Source organism: Actinomycetospora aurantiaca (assembly GCF_037401875.1).
In the GTDB taxonomy this organism is placed as follows: domain Bacteria; phylum Actinomycetota; class Actinomycetes; order Mycobacteriales; family Pseudonocardiaceae; genus Actinomycetospora; species Actinomycetospora aurantiaca.
Map to the genome: position 1 here is coordinate 21,759 of NZ_JBBEGN010000020.1, position 25,946 is coordinate 47,704.

At 74.5% G+C, this 25,946-nt stretch carries 21 protein-coding genes, 1 tRNA gene and 2 pseudogenes; 10 read left to right on the forward strand and 14 right to left on the reverse strand.

Features of this window, described 5'->3' with window-relative positions; all coding sequences use genetic code 11:
* Positions 1-28: 28 nt before the first annotated feature.
* Positions 29-1,066 (reverse strand): annotated as a pseudogene (locus tag WCD74_RS25885) (YbfB/YjiJ family MFS transporter); the annotation flags it as partial.
* A gap of 96 nt (positions 1,067-1,162) precedes the next feature.
* Here WCD74_RS25885 and WCD74_RS25890 point away from each other — a divergent pair.
* From WCD74_RS25890 to der, 3 genes are read left to right on the forward strand one after another with little or no spacing between them, the layout of a single operon-like run.
* The gene (locus tag WCD74_RS25890) at positions 1,163-1,909 is read left to right on the forward strand and encodes a pseudouridine synthase (protein WP_337697787.1); all 747 of its coding nucleotides are present in this window, start codon (positions 1,163-1,165) and stop codon (positions 1,907-1,909) included.
* A gap of 38 nt (positions 1,910-1,947) precedes the next feature.
* Positions 1,948-2,730 (forward strand): (d)CMP kinase, encoded by a 783-nt coding sequence (gene cmk, locus WCD74_RS25895; RefSeq protein ID WP_337697788.1) that lies wholly within the window; start codon positions 1,948-1,950, stop codon positions 2,728-2,730.
* Between the two features lie 3 nt (positions 2,731-2,733).
* Positions 2,734-4,107: a ribosome biogenesis GTPase Der gene (gene der, locus WCD74_RS25900; protein ID WP_337697789.1), complete on the forward strand. Its 1,374-nt coding sequence runs from the start codon at positions 2,734-2,736 to the stop codon at positions 4,105-4,107.
* Here der and WCD74_RS25905 read toward each other — a convergent pair.
* A complete protein-coding gene (locus WCD74_RS25905; protein ID WP_337697790.1) occupies positions 4,104-6,710 on the reverse strand; it encodes a helix-turn-helix transcriptional regulator in 2,607 nt (868 codons plus the stop codon). The two genes, der and WCD74_RS25905, sit on opposite strands and share 4 nt — an antisense overlap.
* 118 nt (positions 6,711-6,828) lie before the next feature.
* On the opposite strand from WCD74_RS25905, the gene WCD74_RS25910 reads away from it, so the two are divergent.
* From WCD74_RS25910 to WCD74_RS25925, 4 genes are all read left to right on the forward strand, one after another.
* A complete protein-coding gene (locus WCD74_RS25910; protein ID WP_337697791.1) occupies positions 6,829-7,389 on the forward strand; it encodes a TIGR03086 family metal-binding protein in 561 nt (186 codons plus the stop codon).
* A 267-nt stretch (positions 7,390-7,656) separates the two neighbouring features.
* Positions 7,657-7,730 (forward strand) — tRNA-Pro (locus WCD74_RS25915).
* Positions 7,731-7,840: 110 nt separating this feature from the next.
* On the forward strand, positions 7,841-8,539 hold the full coding sequence (locus WCD74_RS25920; RefSeq protein ID WP_337697792.1) for a DUF899 family protein: 699 nt from the start codon (positions 7,841-7,843) through the stop codon (positions 8,537-8,539).
* A complete protein-coding gene (locus WCD74_RS25925) occupies positions 8,536-9,018 on the forward strand; it encodes an SRPBCC family protein (RefSeq protein ID WP_337697793.1) in 483 nt (160 codons plus the stop codon). Before WCD74_RS25920 ends, WCD74_RS25925 begins: the two co-directional genes overlap by 4 nt.
* On the opposite strand, the gene WCD74_RS25930 is transcribed toward WCD74_RS25925, so the two are convergent.
* The 3 genes from WCD74_RS25930 to WCD74_RS25940 all read right to left on the reverse strand — a co-directional run bounded on the left by WCD74_RS25930 (position 9,002) and on the right by WCD74_RS25940 (position 12,407).
* Positions 9,002-9,304 carry a hypothetical protein gene (locus WCD74_RS25930; RefSeq protein ID WP_337697794.1) on the reverse strand — a complete coding sequence of 101 codons (303 nt, stop codon included), beginning with the start codon at positions 9,302-9,304 and terminating at the stop codon, positions 9,002-9,004. The two genes, WCD74_RS25925 and WCD74_RS25930, sit on opposite strands and share 17 nt — an antisense overlap.
* 26 nt (positions 9,305-9,330) lie before the next feature.
* On the reverse strand, positions 9,331-10,419 hold the full coding sequence (locus WCD74_RS25935) for a class I SAM-dependent methyltransferase (protein WP_337697795.1): 1,089 nt from the start codon (positions 10,417-10,419) through the stop codon (positions 9,331-9,333).
* Positions 10,420-10,499: 80 nt separating this feature from the next.
* On the reverse strand, positions 10,500-12,407 hold the full coding sequence (locus WCD74_RS25940; RefSeq protein WP_337697796.1) for a LuxR C-terminal-related transcriptional regulator: 1,908 nt from the start codon (positions 12,405-12,407) through the stop codon (positions 10,500-10,502).
* A gap of 145 nt (positions 12,408-12,552) precedes the next feature.
* Here WCD74_RS25940 and WCD74_RS25945 point away from each other — a divergent pair, with 145 nt between their 5' ends.
* On the forward strand, positions 12,553-12,951 hold the full coding sequence (locus WCD74_RS25945; RefSeq protein ID WP_337697797.1) for a YchJ family protein: 399 nt from the start codon (positions 12,553-12,555) through the stop codon (positions 12,949-12,951).
* Here WCD74_RS25945 and WCD74_RS25950 read toward each other — a convergent pair.
* From WCD74_RS25950 to WCD74_RS30005, 4 genes are all read right to left on the reverse strand, one after another.
* The gene (locus WCD74_RS25950) at positions 12,928-14,979 is read right to left on the reverse strand and encodes a DEAD/DEAH box helicase (RefSeq protein WP_337697798.1); all 2,052 of its coding nucleotides are present in this window, start codon (positions 14,977-14,979) and stop codon (positions 12,928-12,930) included. The two genes, WCD74_RS25945 and WCD74_RS25950, sit on opposite strands and share 24 nt — an antisense overlap.
* A 323-nt stretch (positions 14,980-15,302) precedes the next feature.
* Entirely contained in the window at positions 15,303-15,932 is a 630-nt protein-coding gene (locus WCD74_RS25955) for a ribonuclease H family protein (RefSeq protein WP_337697840.1), read from the reverse strand.
* Positions 15,933-16,035: 103 nt separating this feature from the next.
* Complete coding sequence (locus WCD74_RS25960; RefSeq protein WP_337697799.1) at positions 16,036-17,247, reverse strand: acyl-CoA dehydrogenase family protein; 1,212 nt, start codon at positions 17,245-17,247, stop codon at positions 16,036-16,038.
* 93 nt (positions 17,248-17,340) lie between these two features.
* A complete protein-coding gene (locus WCD74_RS30005) occupies positions 17,341-17,418 on the reverse strand; it encodes a putative leader peptide (protein WP_373696136.1) in 78 nt (25 codons plus the stop codon).
* A 54-nt stretch (positions 17,419-17,472) separates the two neighbouring features.
* On the opposite strand from WCD74_RS30005, the pseudogene WCD74_RS25965 reads away from it, so the two are divergent.
* A pseudogene (locus tag WCD74_RS25965) lies at positions 17,473-18,416 on the forward strand (pseudouridine-5'-phosphate glycosidase).
* On the opposite strand, the gene WCD74_RS25970 reads toward WCD74_RS25965, so the two are convergent.
* From WCD74_RS25970 to WCD74_RS25985, 4 genes are all read right to left on the reverse strand, one after another.
* Positions 18,381-18,842 (reverse strand): SRPBCC family protein, encoded by a 462-nt coding sequence (locus WCD74_RS25970; protein ID WP_337697800.1) that lies wholly within the window; start codon positions 18,840-18,842, stop codon positions 18,381-18,383. The pseudogene WCD74_RS25965 and the gene WCD74_RS25970 overlap by 36 nt on opposite strands.
* Before the next feature lie 8 nt (positions 18,843-18,850).
* The gene (locus tag WCD74_RS25975) at positions 18,851-21,079 is read right to left on the reverse strand and encodes a S9 family peptidase (protein WP_337697801.1); all 2,229 of its coding nucleotides are present in this window, start codon (positions 21,077-21,079) and stop codon (positions 18,851-18,853) included.
* Positions 21,080-21,138: 59 nt separating this feature from the next.
* On the reverse strand, positions 21,139-22,503 hold the full coding sequence (locus WCD74_RS25980; protein WP_337697802.1) for an APC family permease: 1,365 nt from the start codon (positions 22,501-22,503) through the stop codon (positions 21,139-21,141).
* 90 nt (positions 22,504-22,593) lie between these two features.
* Complete coding sequence (locus WCD74_RS25985; protein ID WP_337697803.1) at positions 22,594-23,808, reverse strand: acyl-CoA dehydrogenase family protein; 1,215 nt, start codon at positions 23,806-23,808, stop codon at positions 22,594-22,596.
* Between the two features lie 169 nt (positions 23,809-23,977).
* Here WCD74_RS25985 and WCD74_RS25990 point away from each other — a divergent pair, with 169 nt between their 5' ends.
* Positions 23,978-24,583, forward strand: a complete 606-nt coding sequence (locus WCD74_RS25990) for a dihydrofolate reductase family protein (RefSeq protein WP_337697804.1) — start codon at positions 23,978-23,980, stop codon at positions 24,581-24,583.
* A 2-nt stretch (positions 24,584-24,585) separates the two neighbouring features.
* Here WCD74_RS25990 and WCD74_RS25995 read toward each other — a convergent pair whose 3' ends face one another.
* On the reverse strand, positions 24,586-25,887 hold the full coding sequence (locus WCD74_RS25995; protein WP_337697805.1) for a PucR family transcriptional regulator: 1,302 nt from the start codon (positions 25,885-25,887) through the stop codon (positions 24,586-24,588).
* Positions 25,888-25,946 lie beyond the last annotated feature (59 nt).

Sequence of the window (25,946 nt, forward strand, 5' to 3'; positions counted from 1 at the left end):
GCGCCGGTGGCACGGCCACCAGCGTCGCCGCGACGACGAGCGCGCCGCCCAGGGCCAGGGCGGGCCGCGCGTCGTCGCCGCCGACCAGCAGCACGGCGAACGGCCCGACGACCTGCCCGAGCCCGTACAGCGCGGAGAACACGGCGACGGCGGGTCCGCCACCGCGCCCGGCGAGGGATCGGGCGAGCGGCAGGGTCAGCATGACGATCGCGACGAACGTCCCGCCGAACACGACGGCCGAGACCACCATGGCGACCGGCGACGCCACGAGCGCGGGCAGGGCCAGCCCGACGGCCTGCACGGCGAGGGCGGCGAGCAGGGCCGGTCCGCGGCCGCGCCGTGCGGCGACCCGGGCCCACAGCACGCACGACGGCACCGCGGCCAGCCCCGCGATCGTCCAGCTGCCGGCGGCGATCCAGGTCGGGCCGATGTCGGTCGCGACGTCGACGAGGAACGTGCCGGTGATGATGTAGCCCGCGCCCTCCAGGAAGTACGCGACGCCCAGCGCCACCAGCAGCGGTGTCCGGGGCGGTGCGCCGTCGGCGGGTCCGTCGTCGGGATCGGCCGGTCGCCGGGCCGGCCGCAGCGCGACCAGCGACAGCGCGAGGGCGACGACCGCGGCGGCCCACCACGTGGCCGTCCACCCGCCGAGCGCCGCCGCGACGGGGGTGACCAGCCCGGAGAGGGCGATGCCGGCGCCGACCCCGCCGAAGACCCACCCGGCGAGGTCGTCCCGACCGTGGCGGCGCAGCAGCGTGAGCACCAGGTCGGTGGCGGTGACGAAGGCGAAGGCGCTCGCGAGCCCGGACAGCCCGCGGGCGGCCGACCAGACCCCGAACGACGTGCTCAGCGGCATCACCGCGAGCGTGACCACGGTGCCGACCAGCCCCGTCGTCAGGAAGGGCCCGCGGTGGCGGCGGACGACCGGGGCCACGGCGAGCAGGCACCCGAGGAGGTAGCCGACGTAGTTCACCGAGGCCAGCAGCCCGGCGCCCGCGGTCGAGAGGCCGGCGCCGTCGCCCATCACCGGGATGATCGGGGTGAACACGAACCGGCCGACGCCCATCGCGGCCGCGAGGGCCGCCGCCCCGGCGGCGACCGCGGGCCGGAGGGTCGACACGACCGCCGACCCTAGTGCGGGGACCCACTACCCTGGAGCCCCGTGACCGAGGGTGAGCAGGGAGTCCGCCTGCAGAAGGTGCTCGCGGAGGCCGGGGTGGCCTCGCGGCGGCAGGCCGAGATCCTGATGCGCCAGGGTCGGGTGGAGGTCGACGGCGAGGTCGTCAAGGAGATGGGCCGCCGGGTCGACCCGGAGACCAACGTGATCCACGTCGACGGCAGCCGGGTCGTCACCGACGTCGAGACCGTGCACCTCGCGCTGAACAAGCCCGAGGGGATGCTCTCGACGATGTGGGACGAGCACGGCCGGCGCTGCGTCGGCGACGTCGTGCTGGAGAAGGCGGGCTCGACGAAGGGCCTGTTCCACGTCGGGCGGCTCGACGCGGCCACCGAGGGGCTGCTGCTGCTGACCAACGACGGCGAGCTGGCCAACCGGCTGATGCACCCCAGCTACGAGGTGCCCAAGACCTACCTCGCGGAGATCCGCGCGCCGATCGCGAAGGACCTCGGCCGCCAGCTGCGCGACGGGGTCGAGCTCGACGACGGGGCCGCGGCCGTGGACAGCTTCCGGGTGATCGACCGCTCCGGGGCGCGGGTCATGGTCGAGGTGGTGCTGCACGAGGGGCGCAACCGCATCGTCCGGCGCATCTTCGAGGCGGTCGACAAGCCGGTGGAGCGGCTGGTGCGCACCGCGGTGGGCGACGTGCGCCTCGGCGACCAGCGGCCGGGCACGCTGCGCAAGCTCGGCCGGGACGAGGTCGGAGCGTTGTACCACGCGGTGGGCCTGTAAGCCGCGTCATCAGGCACAATGGACTCCCGGACGCAGGTGTGGTCGACGTTCGGGAGGCGCTGGTCGTGGAGAAGGTCCTGCAGGGGGTCGTGGCGGTCGACGGACCGTCGGGCACCGGCAAGTCGACGACCGCCCGCGGCCTCGCGATGCGCCTCGGCGCCCGTTACCTCGACACCGGCGCGATGTACCGGGCGGCGACCCTCGCGGTGATGCATTCCGGTGTCCCGCTCGACGCGACCCGCACCGACGCCGACGGGCACGACGACGCCGTGTCGGTGGCCGTGCACGCCGACCTGGCGATGTCCACCGACCCGGCCGAGCCGCGCGTGCGCCTCGGCGGCGAGGACGTCGGCGCGGAGATCCGCGGGGCCGACGTCACCCGCAACGTCTCCGCGATCTCGGCGCTGACCGAGGTCCGCCGGCACCTGGTCGACGAGCAGCGGCGGATCATCGCCGCCGCCCTCGACCACGGGTCCGGCATCGTCGTCGAGGGCCGGGACATCGGCACCGTCGTCGCCCCCGACGCCGACCTGAAGATCTACCTCGTGGCCTCGGACACCGTCCGGGCCGGGCGCCGCAGCGCCGAGGACACGTCCGCCGGGCGTGCCACCGACGCCACCGCGACCGGGACAGACCTCGCCCGCCGCGACCGCCTCGACTCGTCCCGCGCCGCGTCCCCGCTGCGGGCGGCCGACGACGCGGTCGAGGTCGACACCTCGACGCTGGACATCGACGGCGTCCTGGACCGACTCGAAGAACTCGCCGCCGAGCGCGGCATGCTGGTCTCCGCGCTGGCCTGGTCCAGCGCCGACGGAAGGTAAGACGTGACGCAGGAGCTACCTGCGGATTTTGACCTGCCCGAGCACGACTCCGAGCGCCCGGCCCAGCCGGTGCTCGCGGTCGTCGGGCGTCCGAACGTCGGGAAGTCGACGCTGGTCAACCGCATCATCGGCCGCCGCGAGGCGGTCGTGCAGGACGTCCCGGGTGTGACCCGCGACCGGGTGGCCTACGACGCCCTGTGGAACGGGCGCCGCTTCACCCTGGTCGACACCGGCGGCTGGACCCCGGACGCCAAGGGCATGCAGGCCGCGATCTCGGCGCAGGCCGAGACCGCCATGGCCACGGCCGACGCGATCCTGCTCGTGGTCGACGGGCAGGTCGGCGCCACCTCGGTGGACGAGGCCGTGGCGCGCACGCTGCGCCGCTCCGACCGGCCGGTGCTGCTGTGCGCGACGAAGGTCGACGACGAGCGCGGGCTCGGCGAGATCGCCGCGCTGTGGCGGCTCGGGCTCGGGGAGCCGCACCCGGTGTCCGGACTGCACGGGCGCGGGTCGGGCGACCTGCTCGACGCCGTGCTGGAGGCGCTGCCGTCCTCCCCGCGCGACGACGTCGACCTCGAGGGCGGGCCGCGGCGGGTGGCCCTCGTCGGGAAGCCGAACGTCGGCAAGTCCTCGCTGCTCAACCAGCTGACGGGGGAGACCCGGTCGGTGGTCGACGCGACGGCGGGGACCACGACGGACCCGGTCGACTCGCTCGTCGAGATCGACGGCGAGACGTGGCAGCTGGTCGACACCGCGGGCCTGCGGCGCAAGGTCCACCAGGCCTCGGGCATGGAGTACTACGCCTCGCTGCGGACGAAGGCCGCGATCGAGGCCGCCGAGGTGACGGTGCTGCTCCTCGACGCGAGCGAGCCGATCAGCGAGCAGGACCTCCGCGTCGCGACCCAGGTCGCCGAGGCGGGCCGCGCGCTCGTGCTCGCCATGAACAAGTGGGACCTGGTCGACGACGACCGCCGCGACGCGATGAAGCGCGAGCTGGAACGGGCGCTGGTCCGGTTCCCGTGGGTCGAGCGGGTCAACATCTCCGCGAAGACCGGCCGGGCGGTGCGCAAGCTCGCCCCGGCCATGCGCACGGCCCTGGAGAACTGGGACCGCCGCATCCCGACCGGGCAGCTCAACCAGTGGCTGGCCGACATCGTCGCCGCCACCCCGCCCCCGGTCCGCGGCGGCAAGCAGCCGAAGATCCTGTACGCGACCCAGGCGCAGAACCGGCCGCCGACGTTCGTGCTGTTCACCTCGGGCTTCCTCGAGGCCGGCTACCGACGGTTCCTGGAGCGCAAGCTCCGCGAGACGTTCGCGCTCACCGGCACGCCGATCCAGATCAACGTGCGGGTGCGGGAGAAGCGCAAGAAGTCCTAGTCGTCCGGCGAGGACGGCGCCGTACGGGCCGCTCCCCGGGCGACCGTCACGAGCGCGGCGCGGTCGGGCAGGCCGAGGCGCGTGCAGGCGCGGTAGACGTGGGACTCCACCGTCCGCACCGAGACGTGGAGACGTTCGGCGATCTGCCGGTTGGTGAGGCCCCCACCGGCGAGCAGCGCGATCTCGCGTTCCCGGGCCGAGAGCGGGACCGGGGCCTCGGCCTCCACGAGGGCGGGTGTGCGGGCCTCGTCCCCGGCCAGCGTGCGGGCACGCTGCTCGGCCTCGGACGCGAGGACGAGGCGGCGGTCCGCCCGCGCCGCGGCCGCCGCCTGGGCCGCGGCGTCCGCCGCCTCGAGGACCAGCCCCGCCTCGTCGAGTTGCGCGGCGACGGCCAGGAGCCCCTCCGGATCGTGCCCGGCGAGGGCGGTGGCATGGGCGAGGGCGAGCCGCGACCGCGTGCTGCCGAGCCGACGGTGCAGCTTGCCGAGCCGGTCGGACTGGTCGCGGTCGCCGCACCGGACGGCGGTCTGGAGAAGCAGGACCTCCGCCGCGAGGGCGCCGTTCCCGCGCGCGGCCTGCGCGCCGCGCCGGCAGGTCTCGACGGCCTCGCGCGGGGACCCGGACGCGGCCGCGGCCCAGGCGCGGGCCAGGTCGTACTCGAAGCCGACCACGCCGATGTGCGGGTGGCGGCGACGCTCCGCCTCCTCCGCGGCCGCCCGGGCCGCCCGGCCGTCGCCGAGGACGCCGTGGCACTGCGCGAGCAGGGCGGTGCCCCATCCGCCCCAGCCACCGCCGTGGCCGGGGAAGGAGGGCAGGGCGGACGCCAGGGCCCGGATCGCGGCGTGGGACCGCCCGGTGCTGCGGGCCACCCGGGCCTCGTAGAGCGCCGCGAACATCGGCGCCTGGGGGCCGGTGAGCCCGCGGGCCCACTCGAGGCGCGCCCCGACCCGGCCGGGCTCGCCGCGCAGGTCGGCGTCGAGGAGCTCCATGTACCCGATGTTGGTGGCGACAGCGGCGTTGGTGGCCACGGCCGCGGCGTCGATGCCCCGCTCGATGAGCGGGGCGAGCGGGTCCCCGTGCCCGGAGACCGCACCGCAGAGCCCGAGGACGAAGGCCGCGAGCGCGACGTCGTCCGGCGGCGCGTCCGGGAGGGCCAGGATGCCCTCCGCGACCCCGATCGCCTCGTCGACCCCGCCCGCCGACCCGATCATCATCGCGCGGATGCCGTCGTAGGCGGGGTCCCGGCGGCCGTCGTGATGGCGGGCCTCGTCGTCGGCGAGGAGCTCCTCGCCGGGGCGCGGGGGGTCGAGCTGGAAGTGGTGGGACAGGGCGCGCAGTACGACGGCCTGCCGTCGTTCCTCGTCGGTCGCCTCGGCCCCGGCCTCGGCGAGGATCGCGTCGGCCTCCTCGACCCGCATCTCGTAGTCGAGCAGGTGCGCCAGGCCGAGCTTCGCCTCGAAGCCGCCGCCGGCGGCGATCGCCGCCCGCAGCAGGCGCTCCGCGAGCACGAAATCCCGCAGGCCGGACGCCTGGACGGAGGCCCGGACGAGCTCGTCGGGATCGAGCGGTCGGTCGCTGCCGAGGTCGAGCACGGCCCGACGGAGGCCGTCGCCGGCCCGCCGGCCGCCGGTGCGCGACAGCGCGACGGAGATCTCGCCGCGAATCCGCCGCACGCGCGGCACGCTCATCGCGGACCGCACGGACTCGCCGTAGAGCGGGTGCGCGAGCCGGACCTCCCACCGCGCGCCGTCGGGGAGCACCGCCACCAGGCCCCGCTCGGCGACGTCCTCGACCGCGTCCTCGCCGACCAGCGTCCCGAGCATCCCCAGACCCAGCGGCTCGGCCACCGCCAGCAGCTCCAGGACCCGCCGTTGCCGGTCGGTCAGCGTGCCGATCCGCGCGTCGAGGAGGTCGCGCAGGGCGGGGGAGAGGTCGACCTCGCCGGTCCAGGCCCACGTCGGCCCGGTACGGACGAGCCTACCGGCGGCGCGTTCCCCCTCGACGAGATGGCGCAGCCAGAGGACGTTGCCGCCGGCGGTCCGGTGGAGCAGGCGCACCGTGCGGGCCTCGAGCGGGCCGCCGAGCACGGCCGCGAGGAGGACCGCGGTCTGGTCCTCGGCGAACGGTTCCAGCTCGATCCGCGGGACGTCCTCGTCCTTCCACAGCGCGGTGACCGCGTCCGGGGGCGGCTCGCCGGAGCGCAGGGTGACCAGGACGCGGACCCGCCCCGACCTCCGCAGCTGGTGGACCACGGTGGCCGAGGCGTCGTCGAGCAGGTGGGCGTCGTCGACGGCGAGCAGCCCGCCGCGGGCCGCCCCGAGCGCGTCGAGGGCCGCGCGGACGTGGTCGACCCCGGGCGACGCGCCATCGACGGTGGCCCGGGGGAGCAGGTCGACCAGCGCACCGAGCGGGATCTCCTGGGCGGACGCCGTCGCCCGCACGGTCCCGACGACGGGTCCGGTGCTGCGGGCGACCAGCTCCCGGGCCAGCCGGCTCTTGCCGACCCCGGCGGGGCCGCCCAGGACGACGGCGCCGCGCTCACGCAGCGCGGCGGCCGCGGCGTCGAGCACGTCGTCGCGTTCGGTGAACGGCCACGTCTTCATCGTGTCGTTCTTCCCCTCGGAGCCTTCCGTCCGGAGCAGAGTGTTCACCATTCGTGGGGATCGTGGTGAAGCGGCTGTGAACTGTTCCGCGGAGGCCCGACGGCGGTACGGTGCGCCCGTGCACGATCTCGGACCGGCCACCGCCGCCACGGCCCGCGTCGTCGCGCTCGTCACCGACGACGACCTCGACCGACCCACCCCCTGCTCGGCCTGGCCGGTGCGCGACCTGGTCGAGCACCTCGCGGGCCTCGCCTGGCACTTCGCCGGGGTCGCGCGGGCCACACCGCCCGACGGCCCGCCACCCGCATCGGACCTGCCGGAGGGCTGGCGGGAGCTGCTCGCTGAGGAGCTCGCCCAGCTGGCCGAGGCCTGGCGCTCCGACGAGGCGTGGCAGGGGCAGGACGAGGCCGGCGGCGTGACGATGCCGCGGGCCGCGCTCGGCGTCGTCGCGCTGGACGAGGTCGTGCTGCACGGCTGGGACCTCGCGGCCGCGCTCGAGGTCCCGTACTCGGTGTCCGAGACCGACGTCGAGGTCTGCCTGCCCTTCGTCGAGCAGGTCGCGGGCATGGACGGCGGCCCGTTCGCCCACCCGCTGCCGGGCGCGGGGGAGGCGGCCGGACTGGAGCGCCTGCTCCGCCTCGCCGGGCGTGACCCGGCGTCGGGCCCGCCGTCGTTGTAGGGACCAGGCGCGCTGCCCCGAGTGCGACGTGACGCAGGTCCCGCGGCCCGCGGTTCCGCCAGGTGTCGCACTCGACGCGCGGGTCTCGTTGAGCGCCCGGCCGCGCCGTCGCGAGTGCGACGTGACGCAGGTTCGGCGGCCCGCGGACGTGCCGGGTGTCGCGCTCGGCGCGCGGGTCTCGCTGCGCACGCTGATCACCACCCGCGCAGGGGCCGACCGAGCCGGATGCGGTAGTGTTCACGGCGCTGCAGCGGTCGGGCAGTGGTTCGGGACGTGGCGCAGCTTGGTAGCGCACTTGACTGGGGGTCAAGGGGTCGCAGGTTCAAATCCTGTCGTCCCGACACACGCGAGAAAGCCCCGTCGACACAGGTCGACGGGGCTTTTTGCTGTTCGGGGTACCCATCGACCGACTCCTGTTCTAGGTTCGAGAAGTCCTAGAAGAGGAGGAGCCATGCACCCGCTGCCCGACCACGCCCTGCCGCCGGTGGTCCCGCCCGAGGACTGGCGGGCGGCGTACGAGGCGATGCTGGTCGAGGAGAAGGAGTTCACCCGGGCCCGCGACGCGCTGGCCGCCCGCCGTCGGCGGATGCCCGTGACCCGCGTCGACACGGAGTACCGCTTCGTCGGCCCGGACCGGGAGGTCGGGCTGCTCGACCTGTTCGAGGGGCGCCGCCAGCTCCTGGTCTACCGCTTCTTCCACCAGCCCGACGTCGACGGGTGGCCCGACCAGGGATGCACCGGGTGCTCCTACCTCGCCGACCACGTCCCGCACCTGGCCCACCTCAACGCCTGGGACACCACCTTCGCGATGGTGTCCCCAGCAGGCCGGGAGCAGATCGCGGCGCTCCGCGCACGGATGGGCTGGGAGCACATCCCGTGGTACTCGCTGCCCGACGACACCTTCAGCCGGGACTTCGACGTCGCTGACTACTTCGGGGTCAACGTGTTCCTGCGCGACGACCACGACCACGTGTACCGCTCCTACTTCGTGGACGCCCGCGGGGTGGAGCCGCTCCTGCCCACCCTGTCGATGCTCGACCTCACGCCGCTGGGCCGGCAGGAGACCTGGGAGGACACCCCGGCCGGTCGCCCCCAGCTCCCGCCCTACCGGGCCCGGCGCCACCACGAGTACGGAGGAGACTCCCGATGACCACGACGACCGACGAGACCCTGGTGGTGACGCGCCGCGTCGACGCCCCGGCGGAGCGGGTGTTCGCGGTGCTCACCGACCCCGCCAAGCACGCCGCGATCGACGGCACCGGCTGGGTGTGCGAGCCGATCCACCCCGAGCGGCTCACCGCGCCCGGACAGGTGTTCGGGATGGGCATGTACCACTCCAACCACCCCGACGGGCACTACGAGATCCACAATCGCGTCGAGGTCCTGGACCCGCCGCGGGCGATCGCCTGGCAGCCCGGCAGCTACACCGACGACGGGAGCTACCAGCTCGGCGGCTGGTGGTGGCGCTACGACCTCGAGCCCGACGGTGGAGCGTGCCGCGTGTCCCTGACCTACGACTGGTCGCAGGTGCCGGCGCCGGTGCGGGAGGTCATCACCTTCCCGCCGTTCGGCGTCGGCCACCTGGAGCGCGCGCTGGAGAACCTGGCCCGACTCACACCTCCGTCTTGAGGATGCAGATCGCGAGGTGGGCGTCCTCGACGACCTGACGGGTGCCCTCGGTCAATCCGGTGTCCGCGCGGGCCGCGGCGCGGGCGCTGTCGGCGGCCTGTTCCAGCTCGATGACGGCGTCGCGGGCGGCGTCCCCCGTGGCGGCCGTCGCCTTGGTGGCCTTCTCGTCGAACTCGCGCACCACCGCGACGAGCACGGTGGAGGCGCCGGCGTCGCCGGTCACGGCGGCGAGAGCGGAGGAGGTCCCCCGTTTCACCTCGTCGAGACGGGTCGGGATGTCGATCATGATGGAACTCCTTCTCGTGGTGGATGTCAGGGCCGGACCTCGTAGACGTCGTTGAACGGCGTCGACGTGGCCTTCCGGAAGCGGGTGAAACCGGCGAGCCGCACGACCTCGCCGAGCGCGCGCTCCCCGGCCTGGGCGCCGAGGCTGTACTCGCCGCTCTGCGCGAGCGCGTTCGGGACGCACAGCAGCGTCGAGAACGCGTAGTAGAGGCGTCCGACGGGGTTGTGGTTCTCCTCGGGTGCGTTCCCGGCGGCCGGTTCGACCAGCAGCCAGGCGCCGTCCGGGGAGAGGGCGTCGCGGATGTGGCGCGCGGCGCTCAGCGGGTCGCCCATGTCGTGCAGGCAGTCGAAGGTGGTCACCAGGTCGTAGCCCTGCCCCGGGAACGACTGCGCGGACGCGACCTCGAAGCTCACCCGGTCGCCCACGCCCGCCTCGGCGGCGCGTTCGCGGGCCAGCGCGATCGACCCGTCGTGGTAGTCCGAGCCCTGGATCGTCGCCGTGGGGTACGCCCGCGCCATGATCACGCTCGAGGCCCCGAGCCCGCACCCGACGTCGGCCACCCGGCCGCCGTCGCCGAGCCGGGCCTGGACGCCGTCGAGGGCCGGGATCCAGCTGGTGGTCAGGTTCGCGGCGTAGCCGGGGCGGAAGAACGCCTCGCAGCCGAGGAAGACGTCCTCGTCGTGCTCGTGCCAGCCCATGCCGGTGCCCGTGCGGAAGGCCTCGGTGATGCGGGGCTCGGCGCGCAGGGCGCCCAGGGCGAGCTGGAACGCGGCCGGCAGGTAGACCGGTCCGTCGGGGTCGGTGAGGCAGAACGCCTGGGCCGGGTCGAGACGGTACGTCCCGGAGCCGGGGTCGTACCGGACGTAGCCGCCGGCCGCCTGGGCGTTCAGCCACTCCGCGACCGGGCGGGGGTGGTTGCCGGTGCGCCCGGCGAGCTCCTCCGCGGTGGCCGGGGCCTCGCCGAGCGCGCGGTAGAGCCCGAGGCGGTGCCCGATGACGACACCGGCCGCGGCGGCCGTCGCGCCCAGATCGGTGACGAACCGGCCGAGGAACGCGTCGAGGGCCTCCTGGTCGGGCACGGTCGGGGGCGAGGTGGGGTCGGCGGTGGTGGCCATCGGGTGCTCCGGGGTCGCGGTGACGGGAGCTGCCGACGCTAGGGAGCCCGGCGGCGCCCGGGCATCGGGCGATCGCGCCGTCAGGGTGACCCGAACACCCCATTCCCGACGACGGGTCGGTGCCGGTCCAGCCAGCCCCGCTCCGCGGCGAGCCGCGCGGCCTGGGCCCGGGTGTGCACGCCGAGCTTGGTGAAGATGTTCGACACGTGGCGCCCGGCGGTCTTCTCGCTGACGAAGAGCCGGCTCCCGATGTCGCGGTTGGACAGGCCGTCGGCGAGCAGCGCCAGCACCTCCCGCTCCCGGGGGCTGAGCGCGCAGTCGTCGACCGGCCCCGGATCGGGCGCGACGTCGATGTCGGAGTCGACCAGCCGGGCCAGCCAGCCGTCGACGCTCTGCGGCCCGAAGTCGAGCCACACCGGCTGGTAGGTGGTGCCCTCGACCGCGACGCCCGGCCCTGTCGGGGCGAACCCGAGCGGCAGGAAGATCGGCCCGAGGCGGGGGAGGTCGACGACCGTCGAGTACAGCCGCCGCAGCCGAGGACGCCACTGCATGTAGGTGCGCTTCACGTCCAGCCAGCACGCGGACACGGCGGGCGAGCGGAGCTCCCCGCTCTCCCGGCCGAGCCAGCGCCGCATGAGCAGGACCCGTTCGTCGGGGTCCGGCGGCCGGGCCTCCAGGTGCTCGAGCCACGGCCGCGCGACCGGGTCGGACTCCAGCAGCGCCGGGTCGACCGCGCCCAGCTCGGCGATCTGCACGAAGGCGGCCACGGTGCCGTCGCCGTCACGGGCGACCGCGAAGGTCTCCGGGTGGCCGACCCACCAGCGGGCCAGGGCCGCGGCCACCGAGGGCGGTTCGTGCTCGGCCGCGATCCGCGCGATCTGGGCGGAGTCCTGCGGCCGGGCCGGCTCGACGACGTGGGTGGGGCGTGCGCTGGGGAAGCAGGCGTCGCGCACGACCGGGTTCTCGATCAGGAACATCAGGTCCGCCGTGCGCTGCCACAGGTCGTCCCGGGCCGGTGGCCGACCGGCGAGGAAGGCCGCGGCCCGCCGCCGGTAGCGGCGGCGGCGCTCGGGGTCGCGGACCGCGAGGTCGTGCCCGACGGTGTCCCGCACGACGTCGTGCAGCATGAGCCCGTCCGACGTGCTCTCCACGAACGGCAGGCGTCGGAGGGCGTCGTACGCGGCGCGGGCCGCGCCGTCGTCCGCGTCGAGCACGGCGCGCAGCAGCGGCTCGGTGACCCACCGCGTCGTGGCGGCCGCCTCGAGGGCGACCCTGCCGTCGCCGGAGAGGCCGCCGACGAAGCACTCGAGCAGCCCGCCGGGGATCGGGCCGCCCGCGGTGACCGGGGAGGTGGCGGTCCCGGGACGGCCGCGGGCCGTGGCGGCGGCCAGCTCGAGGGCCAGGGGGTGCCCGCGGGCGAAGTCGTCGGCGCGGCGCGCCGAAGCCTCGTCGAGTCCGCGGGCGCGGAGCAGGTCGTGGGCCCGGTCGGCCGGCAGCGGGCCGAGGCACAGTTCCGTCGTCGACCCCGCCCAGCCCGGGGCGGTGTGCCAGGCGCTCGTCGGGCGGTCACGGCCGACGAGGACGGTGAAGACGGACGTCGGCAGAGAGGGGAGCAGGACCGTGCGCATCCAGGTGTCCACGAGCCCGAGCACCTCGTAGGTGTCGACCGCGAGCACGTGACGGGACGCGGTCCCGAGGGCGGCGACGACGTCGCTCGCGCCGAGCGCGCGCTGCAGGGCCCGGACGACGCCCTCCGGAGTCGGCTCGACGTCGCGGCCGTCCAGGACCGTGACGGCCGTGCCCGCCGGGAGGTCGACGAGTGCGGCCCGCAGCAGCCGGGTCTTGCCGATGCCGCCCGGCCCGTGGACGAGGGCGACGACCCGCTCCGGGTCGAGCACGGCGCGCTGCAGCTCCGCGAGCTCGGCGTCGCGCCCCACGAACGTCCGCGTCGCGTTCTCGCGGATCCTGTCCGCGATCGTTCGCGTCATCCGTCACCTCCCGGCCGTCACGTCCGGTTGTGCATCACGCGAGGATGGTGCCGCACCTGCCGCGAGCTACGGCGCGGTACCGCTCGGATGGAGCAGTGCCGCGGCTACGCAGTGTGCTAGTGGGGTGGACGTATCGTTCCCCGCCGTGACGCCCGAGCGTTGCCCCTGCGGGCTGCCGGATCCCCTCGACGCCTGCTGCGGGCGCTACCTCGGCCCGGACGGCGCGCCGCCACCGACCGCGGAGGCCCTGATGCGGTCGCGGTACACGGCCTTCGTCCGGCACGACGTCGAGCACCTGCTGCGGACCTGGCACCCGGACACCCGGCCCGCCGACCTCGAGCTCGACCCTGCGGTCCGCTGGCGCGGCCTCGAGATCGTCGACCGCGTCCGCGGCGGGATGCTCGACACCGACGGCGTCGTCGAGTTCCGCGCCCACCACCGCGACGGCGTGCAGCACGAGCGCAGCCGGTTCGCCCGGCACGACCGTCGGTGGGTCTACGTGGACGGGACGAACGTAGCGTCAGGACAACGCAGGCGTCCGTGACTCCAGCGCGCTCGTGAGCAGCGCGACCAGCGTCGCGTGCTGCGCGTCGGCGGAGGCGATCTCCTCCTCGGACCCGTCGAGGGCGACGGCGGCCAGGCCCGCCTTGTCGTCGATCAGCTCCGCGATCCGCGCGTCGATGGTCTGCGCGGCGAGGATCCGCCAGGCGGTGACTGGCATGGACTGACCGATGCGATGGCACCGGTCGATGGCCTGGGTCTGCTCGGCGGCGGTCCAGGGGAGCTCCGCGAGCACGATGTTGGAGGCGACCTGCAGGTTGATGCCGACGCCGGCCGCCGTCAGCGAACAGACGATGACCTGCACCTCCGGGTCCTCGACGAAGGCGTCGATGTTCTTCTGCCGGGCGGTGCGCGACTGGTCGCCGCGGATCGCCGACCAGCGCACGCCCTGCCGGTCGAAGGTCTCCTGCGCGGTGTCCATGACGTCGACGTGCTTGGCGAAGAAGACGACCTTGCCGGCGCTGCGGGCGAGCTGCGCGGCGTAGTCGGCGGCCAGCTCGGCCTTGGCCTGCCCGATGCGGCGCATCATCGTGAACACGTTGTCGCCGTTCGGGGAGTTCTCGGCGTCCTTCTGCTCCCAGCTCGCGACCAGGCGCACGAGGTCGTGGTCGATGCCCTCGACCTCCCGTTCCTGACGGCGGGCCGCGATGGCCTCGTCGTAGCGCGAGACCATCCGCGCGGCCAGGTCACGCTCCGCGGCGCGGATCGACCGGCCGGTGGGGCCGTCGAGCTCGACCGGCAGGTCTGCGATGAGCCGCTCCGGGATGTCCGCCGCGACGTCGACCTTCCGGCGCCGGACGATGCCCATGTCCACGACGGCCTGCCGGGCCTCCGGGTAGAACTCCCGGTCGGCCGGCGTGAGGCCGGTCTCGGTGAGGGAGTCCATGAGGTCGGCGAGGGGCTTCTTGTCGTCGATCCAGCCCAGGAACTCCCAGATCGCGAGGAAGTCCTCGATGTCGTTGATCAGCGGGGTGCCGGTCAGCGCCATGAGCAGGGGGCGGCCCGCGAACGACCGGATCCGCTCCGACAGCGCGAGCACGTGCTGCGAGCGCTGCGACCCCTTGTTCTTGATGAAGTGCGCCTCGTCGACGACCATCCCGCGGAACCCGAAGTCGCCCAGCCAGCCGACGTGCCGGTCGAGGACGTCGTAGTTCACCACGACGATGTCGGCGAACCCGTCCACCGAGTCGCCGTTGCCGTGCACCGCGGTGACCCCGCGGCGGGGGCACCAGAGCCCGGCCTCGCGCACCCAGTTGGTCTTGACCACGTTCGGGACGACGACGAGCAGCGGGTAGGCCTCGGCGGCCTCGGCGGCGAGCAGGGCCTGCGCGGTCTTGCCGAGCCCGGGCTCGTCGGCGAGCAGGAAGGTGCGGTGGCCCTCGGCGACCGCCTCGACCACCTCGGCCTGGTGCGGCATGAGGTCCTGCCCGGCACGGGTGTGCAGCGATCCGGGCTCGGGCAGGTCCATGCATGCCGCGGCGCCGGCGCTCGCCCGCTCGAAGGAGCGCAGCAGCGGCTCGAGCAGTTCCCAGCTCGCCAGGCGCGACGGGCGCGGGGCGCTCGGGCGCTGGATCGAGTAGTCAGGCTCCATGAACGGGTTGGCGAGCTGCCGGGAGATCACCGACTGCGGGACGATGCCGCTGCGCACGGGCGCGACCGGCTCCTCCTCGGGCTCGGGCTCCGGTTCCGGCTCGACCTCGATGCCGGCCTTGCGCAGCATGTCGCGCTCGAGCGCGCGGGCCTCGTCGGAGACGACGGCGTCCTCGGAGAGGAGGGCCATCAGCCGCTGGTCGCGCACCGCGCTCATCGCGAGGGAGGTCGCCACGTCGTCGAGGCGCTTGAGCTGCTCCGCGCGCTTCGTCTCACCGATCGACTCGTCCGCCCGGACGCGCGTACGTTCGTCGCGCAGCATCAGCGCGACCGCCTGGAACTTCGTGCGGGTGGACGCGGTCACCCGGCCGTTGCCGAGCGCGGTCTTCACCTCGCGGACGGCGCGCTGCAGCACCGACATCACGTCGTCGCCGCCCCGGCGACCCCGCCGCCGGTCGTTCGGCGCACCACGGCGAGCCCTCGTGGGCTGGCCTCCTCGAGCCACGTACTCCTCCTCCTCCGCACGGCGTCCGCGCCGTGCGGGCCTGTCGTACGACAGAGCGTGTGGTGGGGGAGCCGGGGCGCCGGGAGCGTCGACGGGTCCCACCGGGTGCTCCCGGGACCACCGCCGCAGGACAGGACCGTCCAGCGAAGAACCGGTGCGTCACCGAGGAACCGCTGCAGTCCACCATACGCGGGCCCCGCGCGCGACGGTGGAGGACACGCGCGTCGGTCCGGGAACGGTCAGGACGCGGTGACGGCCTTCGACTGCTCGACGGCGAGCCGGTCGACCAGGTCGTTCATCTCGTCGCCGGAGTGGCCCTTGGTCCAGCGGAAGGAGACGTTGCCGCGGTCGTTGACGAGGGTGATCAGTGGTTCCCACAGGTCCCGGCTGACGACGGGCTTCTTCGCGCTGGTGACCCACCCGCGCGCGATCCAGCCCTTCCACCAGCCGTCGCGGAAGCAGTTCACGACGTAGGTCGAGTCGCTGACGACGACGAGCGGGCCGTCGAGGGCGCGGACCGCCTCGAGGGCGGCCCGGATCTCCATGCGCTGGTTGGTGGTGGCGGGCTCGCCCCCGCTGTCCTGCCGGCCGTCCCGGGTGGCCCAGGCCCACCCGCCGGGACCGGGGTTGCCGGAGCACGCGCCGTCGGTCCAGACCTCGAGCGCGCCCTCGGGGGCCGGCATGTCGGCGCGCTTCGGCTTCGCGGCCTTCGCGGCCTGCGCGGGCTTCTCGGCCTTCGCCGCGGGGGCCTGACCGGCCGTGTCGGCGCAGGCCGCGTGCGCCCAGCGCTGCCCGGCCTTCGCGATCTCCTCGCCGGGCGAGACGGGGGACCCGCAGACCCCGCACGTGGTCGCGTACTTCGCGGTCATCGGCACCGGGCCAGGGTAGGTCGCGCCCGCCACCCGGCCGTGAGGGGAGGATCCACCCGCCCGGACCGCGTGAGGGTTCCCCTCACGCGGGGGCGACGAGGGGCTACGACGACCGCGTCCCCGCGCTCCAGGCGTAGGGCAGCTCGGAGCCGTTGAGCACGTGGTCGCCGACCGACTGCAGCTTGTAGATCAGCGGGTTGTGCACCGAGATGGTGCGGGCGTTGCGCCAGTGCCGGTCGAGGCGCAGCGACTCCGAGGTGATCGACGCGCCGCCGACCTCGAACAGCTGCGTGGTCGCGTCCAGGACCGACGGGATGACGGCGGCCTGGGCGCGGGCGACGTCGAACTCGACGCGGTCGAGCAGGTCGGCGTCGTCGCTGCGGCCCGCCAGGATCCCGTCGAGCTGGTCGGCCACGTCCAGCACGATCGCCCGGGCGGCGTAGGCCGCCGACGACAGCCGGCCGATCACCTGCTGGACGAGCGGATCGTGGCGGGGGAGGTCGGCGGCCGCGTGGGTGTAGGTGCGGGTGCGGTCGCGGACCCAGGCGGACGCGTCGTCCGTGGCCCGCTGGGCGATCCCGGCGAGCACGGCCAGCTGGACGAGCTGCAGGTAGGACGTGCCGTAGGTGCGGCCGGGCGTGCCGTAGCCCGGGCCGAGCACCCGGTCGCCGGGCACGAACACGTCGTGGAACTCCGTCGTCCCGCTCGCCGTGAGCCGCTGCCCGAAGCCGTCCCAGTCGTCGTGCTGGGTGACGCCGTCCGCGTCCGCGTCGACCAGCACCGCCACCCGCTCGCCGTCCCGGTCGGCCGCGACGATGATGTGGTCGGCGTAGAGGCTGCCGGTGCTGTAGTACTTCGTGCCCGACAGGCGCAGACCGCCGGGCGTCGAGCCGTCCGGAGTCAGGCGGGTCTGGTAGCGGTCGATCGCCCCGACGCCGGGCTCGGAGATCGCATTCCCGACGAGCCGGCCCTCCGCCGCCGCGCGCAGCCACCGCTCGCGCTCCGGCGACTCGTCGAGCAGCTGCTCCTCGACGAACCACCAGTGCACCCGCAGGGCCTGCGGCAGGTTGGACTCGGCCGCGGCCAGCGCGATCAGCTGCCGGAACAGCTGGCGCACCGACGCGCCGTGGCCGCCGAACTCCGTCGGGACCCGCAGCGCGCCGAACCGCACGTCCTGCAGCGCGCGGACCTCGTCGTGGGCCAGGGAGCGGTCGTGCTCGCGCTGCAACGCGCCCTCGGCGATCCGCGCGAACACCGGCGCGAAGATCTCGTCGAGCTGCTCGTCGGTGGTCGTGGTGGGGACGGTCGTGGTCACGGGAATCCTCCGGATGGGCACGGCAGGGCACACGGGCCCGCACGTCGACACGACGGGGCCCGCTGAGAGACGGGGGAGAGCGGCGACGAGCCGTCAGCCGCGACACAGCGCGGAGGCGACACGCGCGAGGTCGATGTGCCCCCGCGTGGTCAGCTGCACCGCCGTGATCATGGAGCGACCCTAACCCGCCGTCGGGAACTCCCCAAGACGATGTGACCGGACGGCATGATCGGACCCATGGCCGCTCTCCACTGCTCCGACGAGGTCCGCGGGGCGGTGGCCGCCGGGCGGCCGGTCGTCGCGCTGGAGACGACGATCATCACGCACGGCCTGCCGCGGCCGCGCAACGTCAGCACGGCGCTCACCGCCGAGCAGGAGCTGCGCGACGCCGGGTCGTCCCGGCCACGGTCGGGGTCGTCGACGGGCGGCCGACGGTCGGTCTGAGCACCGCGGAGATCGAGCGGCTCGGTGCCGACCACGACGTCCACAAGATCGGCAGCCGGGACCTGCCGGTCGCCGTCCCGCAGGGCTGGTCCGGCGGGACGACCGTCTCGGCGACCGCCTGGCTCGCCCACCGGGCGGGCGTGCGGGTGTTCGCCACCGGCGGGCTGGGCGGCGTCCACCGCGGCGCCGCGAGCAGCTTCGACGAGTCCGCGGACCTGGTGGCGCTCGCGGGCGTCCCGATCCTGGTCGTGTCCGCGGGGGTGAAGTCGATCCTGGACGTGGGCGCGACCCTCGAGCGGCTGGAGACCCTGCAGGTCACCGTGCTCGGGTACCGGACGAGCACCTTCCCGGGGTTCTACGTCCGCGACTCCGGCTTCCCGGTGACCGACCGCGTCGAGACCCCCGCCGAGGCCGCAGCCGTCGCCCGGGCCCGGGACGACCTCGGGCTGCGCTCGGCGGTGCTGCTCGCCAATCCGGTTGCGGAGGCCGACGAGCTCGACGACACCCTGCACCGGGCGGTGCTCGAGGGCGCCCTGTCCGACGCCGAGTCCCGCGGCGTGCGGGGCAAGGACACGACCCCGCACCTGCTCGACCACCTCCACCGCGCCAGCGAGGGCCGCAGCCTGGAGGTCAACGTCGCGCTGTACCGGGCGAACGTCGCGCTGGGCGGGCAGGTGGCGCAAGCCCTCTCAGCCCTCGACGGCGGCCGCGAGGTGCGCCAGTGACGACGCGATGCCGACCTCGTGGTCCTGCTGGTCGATGCCCGGTGGCACGTCGTCCGCGGTGACGGTGACCTGGGTGCCGGCGGCGGTCGGCGTCAGCTGCCAGGTCATCGTCATGGTCCCCGCGAACGACGGGTCGTCGGCGACGAACTCCGCCCGGTGCACCACCCGCTCGTCCGGGACCAACTCGGCGAACCCGACCTCCACGACGTCGGTCGCGTCGCCGGACTTGCCCGGCGCGCCGGTCGGGTCGAGGTAGGTGAGCTCCATCCGGAACCCGCCGCCCGGGCGCGGGTCCCAGTGCTCGACCCGGCCCCGCATCCCGTCCGGCGGCAGCCACGACTCGACCGCGTCGCGGTCGGTGAGCGCCCGGTACACCGCCGCCGGCGACGCCGCGACGGTCCGGGAGGCGCGGTCGGTCCGTCCCATGGCCGGGATCATCCCAGCCCGGCGATCCCCGGGGACACCGGCAGCGGGGCCAGCCGGTAGCGGGGCGGCTCGACGCCGTGCAGGTGGCGCACGAAGTAGTCCCAGGTCCGGCGCGTCACGTGGTGCCCGCGCCCGAGCAGCGAGTGCTCCACGCCCGGGACCACGAACATGTCGACGTCGACGTCGGCCTCCACGAACGCGTCGACCAGCCGCATCGTCTGGTACGGGTGCACGTTGTCGTCCAGCTCGCCGTGCACCAGCAGCAGCTTCCCGCGCAGCTGCCCGGCCAGTTCCGCGGTCGCCAGGTCCCGCGGGTCGCCGTCCCCGTGGTACTGCTCCGCCCACATCGTGACGTAGACGCGGGCGTCGTGGCTGCCCGACGTCGCCACCCCCACCGAGTAGAAGTCGGGGTGCGCCACCAGCGCGCGGGCCGTCGCGAACCCGCCGCCCGAGTGGCCGGTGATCCCGACGCGCTCGGTGTCCAGCCACGGGTGCCGCAGCCCGAGCTCGCGGATCACGGCGACGTGGTCCTCGAGGGCGCCGGCGTCGCCGAGGTGGCGGTAGGAGTGGTCGTGGAAGGCCTTGCTGCGCCCCGCCGTCCCACGGCCGTCGATCGCGACGACGGCGAACCCCAGCGCGGCCAGGGCCTCCCCGGCCCCGGGCATCAGGCTGTCGAAGGCCGGCCCGGCGCGGTGGACCTGCGGGCCCGGGTAGATGCTGTCGATCACCGGGTAGCGCCGCTGCGGGTCGAAGCCGTGCGGGCGCCAGAGCAGGCCGTACACCGGGGTCCGGCCGTCCGCGGCCGTCGTCCGGAAGCGCTCCGGCGGGCTCCAGCCCAGCTCGACGAGCGCGTCGACGGTCGGCGCCTCGAGCTCCACGAGCACCTGGCCGTCGCCGCCCAGCACCCGGGAGCGCGGCGGCACCGACGGCGAGGAGGCGCGGTCGAGCAGGTGCCCGCCCTCGGCCGGGCTCTCGGCGTCGTGGTCGAGGTCGTCGTGGGTCAGGCGCGTGAACCCGGTGCCGTCGAGCCCGACGCGGCAGATCTGGCGGGCGTAGGGGTCGTCGTCGACGAGGCCGGTGGCGAGGAACCACACCTGCCGGGTGTCCTCGTCGACCCACAGCACCTTCCGGACGAGCCAGGGCCCGCTCGTGAGCTGGATCGGGACCCCGTCGGCGTAGCGGTACAGGTGGCCCCAGCCGTCGCGCTGTGACCACCACAGGATCTCCCCGGAGTCGAGCACGCGGACCATCGCGGGCTCGCCGAGCTGCGGGGTCGGGTCCACCCGCGTCTGTCCGGTCTCCGTGACCAGCGTCGTGACCTCCCCCGACGACGGGTCCAGGCGGACCAGCTCGAGGGTGCGCGCGTCCCGGGACTGCCGCAGGTGGTGGACCGCGTCGCCCTTCTCGCCGGACCACCACGCGTGGGTGAGCGTCACCGGGTGCACGATCGGGCGCGGGTCCTCCTGCTGGCGCACGAGGCGACGCTCCGCGACGTCGATCACCACCCACGACATCGTCGCCTGGGCCTCATCGCCGGGGATCGGGTAGCGGTAGCGGTGCTCGACGGGCCGCCCGCCGTCGGCGGGGGAGGACTCGACGAGAACCTGCTCGGCGACCCCGCGCTGGTCGAGCCGGTGCACCAGCAGCCGCGTCGAGTCCGGCGACCAGAAGGCGAGGAACGGCGGGCCGAGCCCGAAGCGCCGCATCAGCATCCGGCTGCTCATCGCCTCGGTGAGGCCGCCGTACTCGACGCCGGGCTCGACGTCGTCGGTCAGCGCGGTCTCCTCGCCGGTCCCGGCGTCGCGCACCCACACGTTCCCGTCGCGCCGGAACGCCACGTGCCGCTCGTCCGGGGACGGGATCTCCATCGGTCCCGGCGGCTCGTCGTCGAGCCGGGTCAGGGTGCCGCCCGCGAAGCGCCAGCGGCCCTCCAGCGCGGCGAACCGGACCCCGTCGTCGTCGAACTCGGGTGCCGTGACGGGCAGGTCGGCCGGGTCGACCGCGGTGCCCGTGGCGCGGGAGAGCTCGGCGGCGAGCCGCTCGTGGTCGAACGCGTCGCGCCGGGTGCCGGCCGCCGGGTCGACCAGCCGGTACCGCCCGCCGACCTCGTACCAGAACCGTGTCCCGTCGGCGATCCAGTGCGGCGTCACCCGCGGCACCCGGCGGGCCCGGTACGGCGCGAGCATCTGCTCGGCGCGGGCGTAGTCGGTCGGTGAGAGGTGCTCCTCCGTGCTCATACCGAACAGGAGAAACCCGGCCGTCGCGGCACACTCAAGTCCTGCGACGCCCGCGGTCCTCAGAACGTCAGCGACGTCTCGTGCGGGCCCTGGTCGAAGTGCCGCCGGGTGTAGCGGGCGATCAGGAACAACACCGTGCCGACCACGAGGTACACCGCCGCCAGCAGCCAGATCTCCGCGGACTGCTGGAAGAGCAGCGCGATGCTGGCGATCACCGCGAGCACCGGGACGACCCGCGGGATCGTGAAGTGCCGGTGGTCGACCCGGTCGTTCTTGAGGACGAGGCACGAGATGTTCGTCGAGATGAAGACGAACACCAGCAGCAGCACCGTCATGTCCGCGAGCGTGCCGATGCCGCCGACGAAGCTCATCCCGATCGTCGCCGCCCCGACCACCAGGATCGCGACCCACGGCGTGCGCAGGGTCGGCGCCACGTTGCCGAAGATCGACGGCAGCAGCCCCGCCTCCGCGAGCCCGTAGGTCGCCCGGCTCGCCATGACCATGAACAGCAGGGCGCCGTTGGCGATCGCGACGAGGGCGATCAGCGAGAACACCCACCCCGGGATCGCGAGCCCGGACGCGGTGATGACCTCGAGCAGCGGGCCGGTGGACTCGGCCATGCGCAGCGGGTCGACGACGATCGCGGACCCGAGCGCGATCAGCAGGTAGATCACGCCGGCCGTGCCGATCGCGCCGAACAGGGCCCGCGGGTAGGCGCGGCTCGGCTCCTTGACCTCCTCGGCCATGTTGGCGGCCGCCTCGAACCCGAGGAACGAGAAGAACGCGGTGACCGAGGCCGCGAACGCGCCGTAGAGGATCGGCTGGTCCGGCGACGGCGTCAGGAGCCGGCCGACGTCGCCGCCGCCGCCGCCGAACACGATCGCGGCCACGACGATCACGAGCACCAGGCCGGAGACCTCGATGACGCTGGCGACCACGTTGGCGGACAGCGACTCCTTCACCCCGCGCAGGTTGATCGCGGTCAGCAGCACCAGGAAGACCACCGTGACCGGCGCCGCGGGCACGTCGATCAGCTCGGTGAGGTAGTCGCCGGAGAAGGCGCTGGCGAGCAGCGCCGACGTCGTGATGCCGGACGACAGCATGAAGAACCCGACCACGAACGTGACGTACGGGATCTTGAAGGCCCGCTCCGCGTAGCGGGCCGCGCCCCCGGCGTGCGGGTACTTCGTGATCATCTCCGCGTACGTGCCCGCGGTCAGCAGCGCCAGCACGAGGGCGAGCACCAGGGGCAGCCAGAGCATGCCGCCCACGTCCTCGGCCATCGTGCCCACGAGCGTGTAGATGCCGGCACCGAGCGTGTCCCCGACGATGAAGAAGAACAGCAGGACGGTGCCCACCGTGCGCTTCAGCTTCGTCGGCCCGGCCCCGGTCTCGGTCGTCGGTGCTGCTGCTGGTTCCGCCATCGGGAGATGGTCACACGTCCGAGGGGGTATGTCTGTTTCGTGCCGTGACGGTGTGGTGACGACTCGTCCTCCCGGCCGCCTCGGGCGTCCTCAGACGAGCGCCGTCACGTCGCCACGGACACCGAGCAGCGCCTTGCCGTAGATCTCCTGCGAGATCTCCGGGTTGACCACCGCGTGCCGGCTGGCGGTCTCGCTGTCGCGCCAGATCCGCTGCAGCGGGCTGGCCTCGGCGAAGCTCGACGCTCCGTGGGCGGAGACCAGCAGCCGGATCGCCTCCCGGGCGTGGGTGACGGCCGCGCCGGTGTCCATGCGCATGCGGGCGCGGACGTCGTAGTCGGGGTACTCGCCGCGGGCGGCGGCCTCGTCGATCTCGGCGGCGGCGCGGTAGGCGTGCAGGTGCGCGGAGTCGATCAGCGAGGCGGCGCGTCCGACGGCGAGCTGCACCGTCGGCGCCCCGACCTGCGTCTCGTAGAACGTGTAGGAGATCGTCCGCTTCGGGGCCTTCTCGACGACGAGGTCCAGGGCGGCCTGCGCCAGGCCCAGCTGCGGCCCGGCGAGCACGAGTGCCGCCACCGGGATGAACGCGGACCGGTAGAGGGCCTCGTCGGGATGGGCGAGCTCGTTCGCGCCGACGATGGCGGCGCCGAGGGAGACGTAGCGGTGCCGCGGGACGAACACCTCGTCGACGACGAGCGTGTTGGACGCCGTCCCGCGCATCCCGGCGACGAACCAGGTGTCCTCGATCGTCACGTCCGCCATCGGGATCAGGACCATGCCCTGGTCGACCAGCGCCCCGTCGGCGTCGGTCAGGGGGAGCCCGACCAGGGCCCACTGCGAGTGCGCCGAGCCCGACGCCCAGCCCCAGCGGCCGGAGACCATCCACCCGCCGTCGACCTCGCGGGCGGTGCCGGTGGGCGCGAGGACCCCGGCGATCCGGGCGTTCGGGTCCCCGCCCCACACGTCCTGCTGCGCCTGCTCGGGCCACAGCGCGGTGAACCAGGAGCAGACGTTCATGAGGGTCGTGACCCACGAGGTGGACCCGCAGCCGCGGGCGAGCTCCCGGGAGACCTCGAGCTTCGTCCGGAAGTCGGTCTGCAGGCCGCCGAAACGCTCGGGCCGCATGATCGAGAAGAGCCCCGCCTCCTCGATCGCGGCGATGTTCTCCTCGACCACCCGGCGGGCGTCCTCGGTGGCGACGGCGTTGCGGGCGAGCAGGGGCACCACCTTCGCGGCGCGTCCGACCAGGTCGGCGCGGCGGTCGCGGTCGGCGTCGGTGGCCCCCGGGCGGTCCAGGATGATCGTCATCGTCTCTCCTCGGCAGCGGTCTGCGGTGTGGCCCAGGCAACAGCCCGGGACGTCGGCCGCGCTTGGTCCGGGAGTTCAAGACGCCGGGTCCGGGTTGGATCGCGCGTGACCGCGGTCACGCGCTACGGTGTGCTGACCGATTGCACAATGCAACTCCTCAGGGGTGCGGATGAGCGACACGACCTGCCACATGTCGGTCTCGATGGACGGCTTCGCGGCCGGCCCGGACCAGAGCCGCGACGACCCGCTCGGGAAGGGCGGGATCCAGGTGCACGGGTGGCACATCGGCGACCCGCGGGCGACCGCGGCGGACGAGGTCGCGACCGGTTGGCTGATGCGCCCCCGCGGCGCCTACGTGATGGGCCGGAACATGTTCGGGCCGGTCCGCGGCGCGTGGGACGAGGACTGGCGCGGCTGGTGGGGCGACGAACCGCCGTACCACGCGCCGGTGTTCGTCCTGACCCATCACGCGCACGAGCCGATCGAGATGGCGGGCGGGACGACCTTCCACTTCGTCACCGACGGGTTCGACGCCGCCTACGCCCGGGCCCGGGAGGCGGCGGGCGACCGGGGGGTGGACATCGCCGGGGGTGCCTCCACGGTGCGGCAGGCGCTGGTCGCGGGCGTGGTCGACGAGTTCACCCTCGACGTCGCGCCGGTGCTGCTGCACGGCGGCGAGCGGCTGTTCGACGGCGTCGCCGCGTTCGACTTCGAGCCCGTCGAGGTGCTGCACTCGCCCCTCGCCACGCACATCCGCTACCGGCGGACCACCTGACCTCAGAGCACGGCGTCGCCCAGCTCCCGGGCCAGCACGAGCGCGGTGTGCAGCTCGAGCCGACGCTCGCCGGCCGAGCGGCCCAGCAGCTGCTCGGCCCGCTTGACCCGGTAGGCGACGGTGCCGCGGGCGATGTGCAGCTCGCCGGCCACCGTGATCAGGCTGCGTTCCGCGACCAGGTAGTGCAGCAGCGTGGTGCGCAGGTCGGCCGCCTGCTCGCCCGCGCCGGCCAGCTCGCCCAGTTCGCGTCGCACGAAGTCCCGCGCGGCCCCGACGTCCCCGGCCAGCAGCGCCGCCACCGCCACGTCGTCGTAGTCGGTGGCCCCGTCGACGTCGGCACCGGACGAGGCCACCCGGCGCAGCCGCTCGACCCGCTGCGCCTCGGCGTGCGTCCGGCGGAATCCGTCGACGCCGGCGCCCGCGGACCCGAACGCGACGCGGAGGCCGGGCGGGACCGGACCCGTCGTCGGGAACGGTCCGGGCGGGAGCGAGCCCCAGGCCCAGAGCTGGCCCGCGCCGACCGGGACGACCAGGGCGGACCGCGCGCCGCGGGCGCGGAGCAGGTCCGCGGCGGCGCGCTGCAGCCCGACGTCGGCGGCCGCCGAGCCGGTCCACATCGTCAGCCCGAGGTGGCGGCGGGCGAGGTCGTAGTCGAGGACCCGACCGGCCGCGACCGGGTCGACCTCCTCCCCGGCGAGGATCGCCCGAACGGTCTGGGCGCGCGTCGCGGCGGCGCTGGTGGTCCACCGGTCGTACTCGGTGAGGTACTCGCGGGTCATCGCGCCCGCGAAGCCGTCGATGTAGACGAAGAGCTCGTCGGTCACCGAGGCCATCTCGGCCGCGACCCGGTCGGGCGCCACCAGGTCCTCGCAGTCCCGCAGGAACGACCGGGTCATGTGGGCGTGCCCGAGGCGGATGCCGCGCAGCACGCCGTCGAGCGAGACGCCGCGGCGGACGAACTCCTGGACGCCGTCGAGCGACTCGGGCGGGATCGGGGAGAGCCCGGCGTCCGGCTGCGCGAGCACCAGCAGCGCCCGCAGCACGGACGCCTCGGTGCCCGACCGCAGCTTCTCGAACGGCGCGGTCCCGCTGCCCAGGGCCGGGATCTCCGCGACGATCCGCTCGGCCATCTCCTCGCCGATCCCGACCGCCCAGCACACCGCCGCGGGCCCGACCCGCGCCACCGCGTCGCCCCGGCTCGCGGCCGTGACGGCGGCGTGGTCGAGCGTGGCCCGCGGGTCCCGCGGGTCCCGCGGCGCGAGCGCGAGCAGCCACTCCCGACCCGCCACGGCGCGGGTCACCATCCGGGCTCCACACGGGCGATGATCGTGGCGAGCCGACCCCTGCCGCAACGGAGCTGAAC